The organism is Pseudomonas sp. Au-Pse12 (assembly GCF_021341665.1).
GTDB lineage: Bacteria > Pseudomonadota > Gammaproteobacteria > Pseudomonadales > Pseudomonadaceae > Aquipseudomonas.
Genome location: NZ_JAJTTH010000002.1, coordinates 405,914 through 418,145, shown reverse-complemented (window position 1 = coordinate 418,145; position 12,232 = coordinate 405,914). Strand labels below are relative to the sequence as shown.

Annotated in this window: 9 protein-coding genes; all 9 read left to right on the top strand. The window is 59.2% G+C overall.

The window, feature by feature from the left end:
* Positions 1-3: 3 nt before the first annotated feature.
* The 9 genes from rseP (at position 4) to dnaE (ending at position 12,117) form a co-directional block, all read left to right on the top strand.
* Positions 4-1,356, top strand: a complete 1,353-nt coding sequence (gene rseP / locus LXM55_RS06540) for a sigma E protease regulator RseP (protein ID WP_233319645.1) — start codon at positions 4-6, stop codon at positions 1,354-1,356.
* 74 nt (positions 1,357-1,430) lie between these two features.
* Positions 1,431-3,818, top strand: a complete 2,388-nt coding sequence (gene bamA / locus LXM55_RS06535) for an outer membrane protein assembly factor BamA (protein ID WP_233319644.1) — start codon at positions 1,431-1,433, stop codon at positions 3,816-3,818.
* 45 nt (positions 3,819-3,863) lie between these two features.
* Entirely contained in the window at positions 3,864-4,367 is a 504-nt protein-coding gene (locus LXM55_RS06530) for an OmpH family outer membrane protein (protein WP_011059533.1), read from the top strand.
* Positions 4,368-4,370: 3 nt separating this feature from the next.
* A complete protein-coding gene (gene lpxD, locus LXM55_RS06525; RefSeq protein WP_233319643.1) occupies positions 4,371-5,426 on the top strand; it encodes a UDP-3-O-(3-hydroxymyristoyl)glucosamine N-acyltransferase in 1,056 nt (351 codons plus the stop codon).
* 109 nt (positions 5,427-5,535) lie between these two features.
* Complete coding sequence (gene fabZ / locus LXM55_RS06520; protein WP_007924058.1) at positions 5,536-5,976, top strand: 3-hydroxyacyl-ACP dehydratase FabZ; 441 nt, start codon at positions 5,536-5,538, stop codon at positions 5,974-5,976.
* The gene (gene lpxA / locus LXM55_RS06515; RefSeq protein WP_233319642.1) at positions 5,973-6,749 is read left to right on the top strand and encodes an acyl-ACP--UDP-N-acetylglucosamine O-acyltransferase; all 777 of its coding nucleotides are present in this window, start codon (positions 5,973-5,975) and stop codon (positions 6,747-6,749) included. Before fabZ ends, lpxA begins: the two co-directional genes overlap by 4 nt.
* Positions 6,750-6,751: 2 nt before the next feature.
* On the top strand, positions 6,752-7,882 hold the full coding sequence (gene lpxB, locus LXM55_RS06510; protein ID WP_267924146.1) for a lipid-A-disaccharide synthase: 1,131 nt from the start codon (positions 6,752-6,754) through the stop codon (positions 7,880-7,882).
* Between the two features lie 11 nt (positions 7,883-7,893).
* A complete protein-coding gene (gene rnhB, locus LXM55_RS06505; protein ID WP_233319953.1) occupies positions 7,894-8,526 on the top strand; it encodes a ribonuclease HII in 633 nt (210 codons plus the stop codon).
* A gap of 69 nt (positions 8,527-8,595) precedes the next feature.
* The gene (gene dnaE / locus LXM55_RS06500; RefSeq protein WP_233319641.1) at positions 8,596-12,117 is read left to right on the top strand and encodes a DNA polymerase III subunit alpha; all 3,522 of its coding nucleotides are present in this window, start codon (positions 8,596-8,598) and stop codon (positions 12,115-12,117) included.
* The last annotated feature ends 115 nt before the right edge of the window (positions 12,118-12,232 follow it).

The following is a 12,232-nucleotide window of genomic DNA, read 5'->3' as shown; positions in this document are numbered from 1 at the left end:
TAGATGAGCGCGCTCTATATGATTGTCGGCACCCTGGTAGCCCTGGGCGTGCTGGTCACCTTCCACGAATTCGGTCACTTTTGGGTCGCGCGCCGCTGTGGCGTCAAGGTTCTGCGCTTCTCCGTGGGCTTCGGCATGCCTTTGCTGCGCTGGCATGATCGCCGTGGCACCGAGTTCGTGATCGCTGCCATTCCGCTGGGTGGCTACGTGAAGATGCTCGATGAGCGTGAAGGTGATGTGGCCGCTGAAGAGCTCGATCAATCCTTCAATCGCAAGTCGGTTCGCCAGCGTATTGCGATTGTCGCCGCGGGTCCGATTGCCAACTTCCTCCTGGCTCTGGTGTTTTTCTGGGGCCTGGCGATGCTTGGCAGCCAGCAGGTACGACCGGTCATCGGCGATGTCCAGGCAGGCAGTATCGCTGCCAAGGCTGGCCTGAGTGCCGGCCAGGAAATCGTCGCCATTGATGGTGAGCCTACTAGTGGTTGGGCGGCGGTCAACTTGCAGCTGGTAAGGCGTCTTGGCGAAAGTGGGGCGCTGCAGGTGCTGGTGCGCGAGCAGGGCGCGAGCGTCGATTCGCCGCGCCAACTGGTGTTGGACAAGTGGCTGAAGGGGGCGGACGAGCCTGATCCGATTCGTTCCTTGGGGATTCGTCCGTGGCGTCCGGCGTTGCCACCGGTGTTGGCTGAGCTTGACCCGAAAGGCCCGGCGCAGGCGGCTGGTCTGAAAACCGGCGATCGTCTGCTGGCCCTTGATGGCCAGTCGCTCAATGACTGGCAGCAGGTGGTGGATTGGGTCCGTGTGCACCCTGATACGAAAATTGTGCTGCATGTCGAGCGCGATGGTGCTCAAATCGACGTCCCTGTGACCTTGGCCAGCCGTGGCGAAAGCAAAGCACCGAATGGCTATCTGGGGGCAGGGGTGAAGGCTGTGGATTGGCCGCCGGAGATGCTCCGCGAGGTCAGCTATGGGCCGTTGGAGGCGATTGGTGAAGGTGCCCGACGGACCTGGACCATGAGCGTTCTGACCCTCGAATCACTGAAGAAAATGTTGTTCGGCGAGCTCTCGGTAAAAAACTTGAGTGGACCGATAACCATTGCTAAAGTGGCGGGCGCTTCTGCCCAGTCGGGCATTGCTGATTTCTTGAATTTCCTTGCTTATCTGAGTATTAGCCTGGGTGTTCTGAATTTGTTGCCCATCCCGGTATTGGATGGGGGGCATTTGTTGTTTTATCTGATCGAGTGGGCGCGTGGTCGTCCCTTGTCGGATCGGGTGCAAGGTTGGGGGATACAGATCGGTATCAGCTTGGTGGTCGGAGTCATGCTGCTTGCTCTGGTCAACGATCTGGGTCGTCTGTAACGCTTCGCTGAATTGCGAATCTGCCGCATTTTGCGGCAGTTTGTTTATTGCCAGTTGGAATAAGAAAGGACTTCATGAAACGTCTGCTGCTAACTGCGGTTCTCACCGTATTGATGATCGCCGAAGTTCACGCCGAGTCCTTCACTATCTCCGATATCCGCGTCAACGGCCTTCAGCGCGTTTCCGCGGGTAGCGTCTTTGGTGCCTTGCCGTTGAACGTCGGCGAGCAGGCGGACGACCGTCGCCTGGTGGAATCCACTCGTGCGCTGTTCAAAACCGGTTTCTTTCAAGATATCCAGCTGGGCCGCGATGGCAACGTCCTGGTCATTACGGTAGTCGAGCGTCCGTCGGTTGCCAGTATCGAGATCGAAGGCAACAAGGCGATCTCTACCGAAGACCTGATGAAGGGGCTCAAGCAGTCCGGCCTCGCGGAAGGTGAAATCTTCCAGCGCGCGACCCTCGAAGGCGTGCGTAACGAACTGCAGCGTCAATATGTCGCTCAGGGCCGTTACTCGGCAACCGTTGAAACCGAAGTCGTGCCGCAGCCGCGCAACCGGGTTGGCCTCAAGGTCAACATCAACGAAGGCACTGTTGCAGCAATTCAGCACATCAACGTGGTAGGCAATACCGTCTTCCCTGATGAAGACCTGATCGGCCTGTTCGAACTCAAGACCACCAACTGGCTGTCGTTCTTCAAGAACGACGACAAGTACGCTCGTGAAAAACTCTCCGGTGACCTGGAGCGTCTGCGTTCCTATTACCTGGATCGTGGCTATATCAACATGGATATCGCTTCGACCCAGGTGTCCATCACCCCGGACAAGAAACACGTCTACATCACCGTTAACGTCAACGAGGGCGAGAAATACAGCGTTCGTGACGTCAAGCTCAGCGGCGACCTGAAAGTACCTGAAGACCAGGTCAAGGCGCTGTTGCTGGTGGAGAAGGGCCAGGTGTTCTCGCGCAAGCTGATGACCACCACTTCCGAACTCATCACTCGCCGTCTGGGTAACGAGGGTTATACCTTCGCCAACGTCAATGGCGTGCCTCAGCCGCACGATGACGATCACACCGTTGACATCACCTTTGTGGTGGATCCGGGCAAGCGTGCCTACGTCAACCGCATCAACTTCCGTGGCAACACCAAGTCCGAGGACGAAGTGCTGCGCCGCGAGATGCGTCAGATGGAAGGCGGCTGGGCTTCGACCTACCTGATTGACCAGTCCAAGACTCGTCTCGAACGTCTGGGCTTCTTCAAGGAAGTCAACGTTGAGACTCCTGCTGTTCCGGGGGTCGATGACCAGGTTGACGTGAACTACGCGGTTGAAGAACAAGCGTCCGGTTCGATCACCGCCAGCGTTGGTTTTGCCCAGAGCGCTGGTCTGATCCTCGGTGGTTCGATCACCCAGAACAACTTCCTGGGTACCGGTAACAAGGTCAGCATCGGCCTGACCCGCAGTGAATATCAGAGCCGCTACAATTTCGGCTACGTTGACCCCTACTGGACCGCTGATGGCGTGAGCCTGGGCTACAACGCCTTCTATCGCACCACTGACTACAAGGACCTTGATGTCAACGTAGCCAGCTATGCGGTGGACAGCCTGGGTGCCGGTGTCAGCGTGGGTTACCCGATCAGTGAGACTTCGCGTCTGACCTTCGGCCTGACTGCGCAGCAGGACAAGATCAAGACGGGTCTGTACACCGTCGATGAAATTTTCGACTTCGTGAATCAGCAGGGCAGTAACTACCTGAACTTCAAAGCTTCTGCCGGTTGGTCCGAGTCGACTCTGAACAAAGGCGTGCTAGCTACTCGCGGTCACTCTCAGAGTCTGGTTCTGGAAACCACCACCCCGGGCAGCGATCTGTCGTTCTTCAAGCTCGATTATCGTGGCCAGGTGTTCCAGCCTCTGACTGAAAACTACACCATGCGTTTCCATACCGAGCTGGGTTACGGTGATGGTTACGGTTCTACGGATGGTCTGCCGTTCTACGAGAACTACTATGCTGGTGGCTTCAACTCGGTTCGTGGTTTCAAAGACAGCACCTTGGGCCCGCGCAGTACCCCAAGTCGTGGTGCTGGTGTAACCGGTAACGTGGGCACTGCCGCAGACCCGGATCAGGATCCACTACCATTCGGTGGTAACGTGTTGATTCAGGGCGGTGCAGAGCTGATGTTCCCGTTGCCGTTCGTCAAGGACCAACGTTCCTTGCGTACCTCGGTATTCTGGGATGTGGGTAACGTGTTCGATTCCAAGTGCTCGAACGTAAAGAATACCAACGGCGTTTCTTCCAACACGCAGTGCAACGACATCAGTCTCAGCAATCTGGCCAGTTCCGTGGGCGTCGGTGTGACTTGGGTTACGGCCCTGGGTCCATTGAGCTTTGCCCTGGCAATGCCAGTGAAGAAACCGAACAACGCTGAAACCCAGGTGTTCCAATTCTCCCTCGGCCAGACTTTCTAAGAGCCTGACCCAAGATAACGACAATGGATTTTGTAGGAGTGCATCGTGCGTAAGTTGACTCAATTGGTTCTCCTGGCCACCGTTCTGGTCGCGAGCCCGGCATTTGCCGAAATGAAAATCGCTGTCCTGAACTATCAGATGGCTCTGCTGGAATCCGACGCGGCCAAGAAGTACGCGGTAGATGCTGAGAAAAAGTTCGGTCCACAACTGACCAAGCTGAAAACTCTGGAAAGCAGCGCCAAGGGGATCCAGGACCGTCTGGTTGCCGGCGGCGACAAGATGCAGCAAGGCGAGCGTGAGCGTCTGGAGCTCGAGTTCAAGCAAAAGGCCCGTGACTTCCAGTTCCAGTCCAAGGAACTGAACGAAGCCAAAGCCGTCGCCGACCGTGAAATGCTCAAGCAGTTGAAGCCAAAGCTGGACAGCGCGGTTGAAGAAGTCATCAAGAAAGGTGGTTTCGACCTGGTCTTCGAGCGTGGCGCAGTGATTGATGTCAAACCTCAGTACGACATCACTCGCCAAGTTATCGAGCGTATGAATCAGCTGAAGTAAGCCATGACCGCGACCATAAAGCTCGGCCAGTTGGCCGAGTTCCTCGGCGCCACCTTGAGTGGCGACGGGGAGAAGGAAATTACTGGGCTAGCCACCTTGCAGGAGGCTGGCCCAGCTCAGTTGAGCTTTTTGGCAAATCCGCAGTATCGCAAGTACCTGGTGGACTGCCAGGCCGGCGCGGTGCTGTTAAAGGCCGCTGATGCTGAAACCTACGCTGGTGACGCGTTGGTGGTGGCTGACCCTTACCTGGCCTATGCCCGTATTTCCCATCTGTTCGATCCCAAGCCCAAGGCGCAGGCGGGTATCCACCCTTCTGCGGTGATTGCCGCTGATGCGCTGGTCGACCCCGCTGCCAGCATCGGCCCGTTCGTGGTGATCGAGAGCGGTGCACGGATTGCAGCAGGCGTGACCATTGGCGCCCATTGCTTTATCGGCGCCCGTTGCGAAATTGGTGAAGGTGGCTGGCTGGCACCGCGAGTGACCCTGTACCACGACGTGAGCATCGGCAAGCGTGTGGTCATTCAGTCCGGTGCGGTGCTGGGTGGCGAAGGCTTCGGTTTTGCCAACGAAAAAGGCATCTGGCAGAAAATTGCTCAGATTGGCGGCGTGACCATCGGTGACGACGTGGAAATCGGCGTCAATACGGCGATCGATCGTGGCGCCCTGGCCGATACCGTCATCGGCAATGGCGTGAAGCTGGACAATCAGATTCAGATCGCCCACAACGTTCAGGTGGGTGATCACACAGCCATGGCTGCTTGTGTCGGGATTTCCGGCAGCACCAAGATCGGTAAGCACTGTATGCTCGCTGGCGGTGTGGGCCTGGTCGGTCACATCGAGATTTGCGACAACGTATTCCTCACCGGGATGACCATGGTGACCCACTCGATTACCGAACCGGGTGCCTACTCTTCCGGTACAGCCATGCAGCCTGCAGCCGAGTGGCGCAAAAGCGCGGCACGCATCCGCCAACTTGATGACCTTGCACGGCGCTTGCGTCAGTTGGAAAAGCGCGTTGGGGACGTGACCCCCGACGGCAATGCTTCATCAGATGGCTGATACCATTTCCATATCAAGTGTGCACAGCCGATAGACTGCCTCCTTGATTTGCTAGAGGAGCGTGCGTTAGTTGCGCGCTCCCACTCTTTACTACAGGCTTCCCCCCGAAATGATGGACATCAACGAGATTCGCGAATACTTGCCTCACCGTTACCCTTTCCTGTTGGTGGATCGGGTGGTGGACCTGGATGTTGAAGGCAAGTGCATTCGTGCCTACAAGAATGTCAGCATCAACGAACCGTTCTTCAATGGTCACTTCCCTGCGCATCCGATCATGCCGGGCGTGCTGATCATCGAGGCCATGGCTCAGGCTGCAGGCATTCTCGGTTTCAAGATGCTCGACGTGAAGCCCGCCGACGGCACCCTCTATTACTTCGTCGGTTCCGACAAGCTGCGCTTCCGCCAGCCGGTGCTGCCGGGCGACCAGTTGATCCTTGAAGCCAAGTTCATCAGCTGCAAGCGGCAGATCTGGAAGTTCGAATGCCAGGCCTCGGTCGACGGCAAGCCGGTGTGCTCTGCTGAAATCATCTGTGCGGAACGCAAACTATGAGTTTGATTGACCCTCGCGCAATCATCGATCCGACGGCCGTCCTGGCCGACGACGTTGAGGTTGGCCCGTGGTCGATCATCGGCGCTGGTGTGGAAATCGGCGAGGGTACAGTGATCGGGCCCCATGTGATTCTCAAGGGCCCGACCCGGATCGGTAAGCACAACCGCATCTACCAGTTTTCCTCGGTGGGTGAGGACACGCCTGATCTGAAATACAAGGGCGAGGAAACGCGCCTGGTAATCGGCGACCACAATGTGATCCGCGAAGGCGTGACCATTCACCGTGGCACCGTCCAGGATCGCTCCGAAACCACCCTGGGCGATCACAACCTGATCATGGCTTATGCCCACATCGGTCATGACAGCGTCATCGGCAATCACTGCATCCTGGTCAACAACACCGCGTTGGCAGGGCATGTGCACGTGGATGACTGGGCGATTCTTTCCGGTTTCACCCTGGTGCATCAGTACTGCCATATTGGCGCCCACAGCTTCTCCGGCATGGGCACCGCGATCGGCAAGGATGTTCCGGCATTCGTCACCGTGTTCGGCAACCCGGCCGAAGCTCGCAGCATGAACTTTGAAGGCATGCGCCGTCGTGGTTTCAGCGAAGATGCGATCCACGCGCTGCGTCGAGCCTACAAGACGGTCTACCGCCAAGGGCTGACGGTGGATCAGGCCCTGGCCGAACTGGCCGAGCCGGCTGCGCAATTCCCCGAAGTCGCGGTGTTTCGTGACTCGATCCAGTCTTCGACTCGCGGCATCACCCGTTAATCATGAGCACTCTGCGTATTGCGCTGGTGGCTGGCGAGGCCTCCGGCGACATTCTCGGCGCCGGTTTGATGCGAGCCCTCAAGGCTCAGCACCCGGCCGTCGAATTCATCGGGGTCGGCGGTCCGCTGATGGAGGCCGAAGGCCTTGTTTCGTACTTTCCCATGGAGCGCCTGGCGGTCATGGGGCTGGTGGAGGTGCTGGGACGCCTACGTGAGCTGCTGGCTCGGCGCAAGAAGCTGATCCAGACCCTGATCGCTGAAAAACCGGATGTGTTCATCGGTATCGATGCTCCGGATTTCACCCTGAATATTGAGCTCAAGTTGCGTCAGGCCGGTATCAAGACCGTGCACTACGTCAGCCCTTCGGTCTGGGCTTGGCGGCAGAAGCGGGTGCTGAAGATCCGCGAAGGCTGCGACCTTATGCTAACCCTGTTCCCCTTCGAAGCTCGCTTCTATGAAGAGAAGGGCGTGCCGGTGAAGTTCGTCGGCCACTCCCTGGCCGATGCCATTCCCCTGGAAGCCGATCGCGCTGCCGCGCGTGCCGATCTGGGGCTGCCCGAAGGTCCGTTGGTGGCCTTGATGCCTGGCAGTCGCGGTGGCGAAGTCGGGCGCCTGGGAGCCTTGTTCCTTGATGCCGCTCAGCGTCTGCGGGCCATGCGCCCGGGGGTGCGTTTCATCATGCCTTGCGCCAGTCCGGAGCGACGTATCCAGCTCGAAGAGCTGCTGGCCAATCGCGATCTGCCGCTGACCTTGCTCGACGGTCAGTCCCACAAGGCCTTGGCCGCCTGCGATGCGGTGTTGATCGCCTCCGGTACCGCGACCCTGGAAGCGTTGCTCTACAAGCGTCCGATGGTGGTGGCCTACCGTCTGGCGCCGCTGACCTTCTGGATTCTCAAGCGGATGGTCAAGAGTCCGTACATTTCCTTGCCGAACCTGCTGGCTCAGCGCTTGCTGGTGCCGGAGCTGCTGCAGGATGACGCCACTGCCGAAGCCCTCGCGCAAACCTTGTCGCCGCTGATCGAGGGGGGCGAAGAGCAGACCCGAGGTTTTGACGAGATCCACCGAACCTTGCGCCGCGATGCATCCAACCAGGCCGCGCAAGCGGTGCTTGGGCTGATCGGCAAATCACAGTGAGTAACGCGAAGATGCAGATGGGCCTGGATTTCACCTTGGTGGCGGATGCCGAGGACCTGGTGGCCGGTGTCGACGAAGTCGGCCGTGGCCCGTTGTGCGGCGCGGTGGTCACTGCAGCGGTGATTCTTGATCCGAAGCGGCCGATTATCGGTCTCAACGACTCGAAGAAACTCACTGAAGCCCGGCGCGAGAAGCTGTTCGACGAAATCTGCGAGAAAGCCCTGAGCTGGTGCATTGCCCGGGCTGAAGTCGAGGAGATCGACGAACTGAATATTCTCCACGCAACCATGCTGGCCATGCAGCGGGCGGTGGAAGGGTTGAGCGTCACCCCCAAGCTGGCGATGATCGATGGCAACCGTTGTCCGAAGCTGGCGATGCCGGCCGAGGCAGTGGTCAAGGGCGATAGCAAGGTTCCGGCAATAGCCGCGGCATCGATCCTGGCCAAGGTCAGCCGTGACCGCGAAATGGCTGCCTTCGAGCTGATCTACCCGGGTTACGGGATCGGCGGCCACAAGGGTTACCCGACGCCGGTGCATCTGGAAGCCCTGGCTCGCCTGGGGCCAACACCGATTCACCGGCGCTCCTTTGCCCCGGTACGGCAAGCCTACGAAGCCCGCGAGGCGCTGGGCGAGATTCAGTCCTGAGGCTGATGTTTTAGTCGAGGCCCGGTACAATCCGGGCCTTGTTGTTTTCGCGCTTATTACAGGATCACTATGCCGGCTTCATTCGTTCACCTGCGCCTGCACACTGAATATTCCCTGGTCGACGGTCTGGTGCGGATCAAGCCGCTGGTCAAGGCGCTGAGCGGCATGGGCATGCCGGCGGTGGCGGTCACTGACCAGAACAACATGTGTTCCCTGGTCAAGTTCTACAAAAACAGCATGGGCGCGGGGATCAAGCCGATCTGCGGCGCCGACCTGTGGCTGTCGAACAAGGATCCGGACAACCCCCTGAGCCGCATCAGCCTGCTGGTGATGAACGCCGTGGGTTATCGCAATCTAACCGAGCTGATTTCCCGCGGCTTCATCGATGGCCAGCGCAATGGCCAGATCATCATCGAGCGCGAGTGGGTGGCGGAGGCTGCGGAAGGCCTGATCATGCTCTCGGCGGCCAAGGAGGGCGAGATCGGCATGGCCCTGATCGCCGGCGATCTCGAGGTTGCCGAAACCCTGGCCCGGGAGTGGATGGCGGTGTTCCCCGAGCGCTTCTATCTGGAAGTGCAGCGCACCAATCGGCCCAACGACGAAGAGCAGTTGCACGCTGCTGTTGCCCTGGCCGACAAGATCGGCGCGCCGCTGGTGGCCACCAATGACGTGCGCTTTATCAAGCAGGAAGATTTCGAGGCCCACGAAACCCGGGTGTGCATCGGTGAAGGCCGGGCCCTGGACGACCCACGCCGCTCAAAGAACTACAGCGACCAGCAGTACCTGAAAAGCGCCGAGGAAATGGCCGAGCTGTTCAGCGACCTGCCCGAGGCGCTGGAAAACACTGTCGAGATTGCCAAGCGCTGCAATATCGAGGTCAAGCTGGGCAAGCACTTCCTGCCCGACTATCCGATTCCCGATGGCATGACCATCGATGAGTACTTCCGCAAGGTTTCCTTCGACGGACTGGACGAGCGCCTCAGTGTGCTGCTGCCCAAGGACACCACCGAGGACTACGAAGCCAAGCGCCAGGTCTATGTTGACCGGTTGAATTTCGAGCTGGATATCATCATCCAGATGGGGTTCCCCGGTTACTTCCTGATCGTGATGGACTTTATCCAGTGGGCCAAGAGCAACGGCGTTCCGGTAGGCCCGGGCCGGGGGTCGGGTGCCGGTTCCCTGGTGGCCTACGTGCAGAAGATCACCGACCTCGATCCGCTGGAATATGACCTGCTGTTCGAACGTTTCCTTAACCCGGAACGGGTATCCATGCCCGACTTCGACGTCGACTTCTGCATGGACGGTCGCGATCGGGTGATCGACTACGTGGCCGAGAAATACGGCCGCAATGCGGTGAGCCAGATCATCACCTTCGGTTCCATGGCGGCCAAGGCGGTGGTCCGTGACGTGGCGCGGGTCCAGGGCAAGTCCTACGGCCTGGCCGACCGCCTGTCGAAGATGATTCCCTTTGAAGTCGGCATGACCCTGGAAAAAGCCTACGAGCAGGAAGAGATCCTGCGGGACTTCATCAAGGTCGATGAAGAGGCGGCGGAAATCTGGGAGATGGCGCGCAAGCTTGAGGGCGTGGTGCGTAACGTCGGTAAACACGCCGGTGGTGTGGTCATCGCGCCAACCAAGCTCACTGACTTTTCGCCGATCTATTGCGATGAAGAGGGCGGTGGCCTGGTTACCCAGTTCGACAAGGATGACGTCGAGGCAGCGGGTCTGGTGAAGTTCGACTTCCTCGGTCTGCGGACCCTGACCATCATCGACTGGGCGCTGAAAACCATTAACCGCGACCGCGCCAAGGTCGGCGAGGAACCGCTGGATATCGCCTTTATCCCGCTGGACGACAAGCCGACCTACAGCCTGTTGCAGAAAGCTGAAACCACCGCGGTATTCCAGCTTGAATCCCGGGGCATGAAGGAGCTGATCAAGAAGCTCAAGCCCGACTGCCTGGAAGACTTGATCGCACTGGTGGCCCTGTTCCGTCCGGGCCCTCTGCAATCGGGCATGGTGGATGACTTCATCAACCGTAAGCACGGTCGCGCCGAGCTGGCCTACCCGCACCCGGACTATCAGTACGACGGCCTGCAGCCGGTACTGGCGCCGACCTACGGCATCATCCTGTACCAGGAACAGGTGATGCAGATCGCCCAGGTCATGGCCGGCTACACCCTCGGCGGTGCGGACATGCTGCGTCGTGCCATGGGTAAGAAAAAACCCGAGGAAATGGCCAAGCAGCGCGGCGGTTTCATTGAAGGTTGCGCCAGCAACAACATTGACGCCGACCTCGCGGGCAACATCTTCGACCTGGTGGAAAAGTTCGCCGGCTACGGCTTCAACAAGTCTCACTCCGCCGCCTACGGCCTGGTGTCGTACCAGACTGCCTGGCTCAAGGCGCACTACCCGGCGCCGTTCATGGCGGCGGTACTCTCCGCGGATATGCACAACACCGACAAGGTCGTGACCTTGATCGAGGAAGTGCGGATCATGAAGCTGCGCCTCGACGCGCCGGACGTGAACACCTCCGAGTTCAAGTTCACGGTGAATGACGAAGGTCGCATCGTCTACGGCCTGGGAGCGATCAAGGGCGTCGGCGAGGGGCCGGTGGAAGCCATTACCGAAGCCCGTGAGGAAGGTCCTTTCAAGGATCTGTTTGATTTCTGTGCCCGAGTCGACCTCAAGCGCATCAACAAACGGACCCTCGATGGCCTGATCCGCAGTGGCGCCCTGGACCGCCTAGGCCCGCATTTCTTCGATGAGCCCAAGGCTTATCAGGCCAACATCGACCAGAACCGCGCGGTGCTGCTGGCAGCCATGGAAGAAGCGATCAAGGCCGCGGAGCAGACCGCCCGTACCCATGACAGTGGTCACGCCGACTTGTTTGGCGGGGTGTTCGTTGATGAGGACGCGGATGTCTACGCCAACCACCGCAAGGCCAAGGAACTGACCCTCAAGGAACGCCTGAAAGGGGAGAAAGACACCCTCGGGCTGTACCTGACCGGGCACCCGATTGACGAATACGAAGGAGAGATCCGTCGTTTCGCCCGTCAGCGCATCATCGACCTGAAGCCGGCCCGGGATACCCAGACCGTGGCCGGGATGATCATCGCCCTGCGGGTGATGAAGAACAAAAAGGGCGACAAGATGGGCTTCATCACCCTCGACGACCGCTCGGGGCGGATTGAGGCCTCGCTGTTTGCCGATGCGTTCCACTCGGCGCAGTCGCTGCTGCAGACCGATGCCATGGTCGTGGTGGAGGGCGAGGTCAGTAACGACGATTTCTCCGGCGGCCTGCGCTTGCGGGTCAAGCGGGTGATGAGCATGGAAGACGCGCGGACCAACCTGGCGGAAAGCCTGCGCCTGAAAATCCATAGCGATGCCTTGAAGGGCGATCAGCTACGCTGGCTGGGCGATCTGTTCAAGCGTCACCGCGGCGCGTGCCCGATTACCATGGAATACACCCGGGATGACGCCAAGGCCTTGCTGCAGTTTGGCGAGAGCTGGCGGATCGATCCGGCGGACAGCTTGATTCAAGCCCTGCGTGACCAGTTCGGGCGAGACAACGTCTTCCTCCAATACCGTTGACGGAGAGGCGCCATCATTGCGCCTCATCGTCACTTGAATTTTTAATCTCGACCTCAACGCGCCCGTCCCTTAAGGTAGGGCGCGAATAGACAACCGGCCGGCCCAAGCCCCCTTG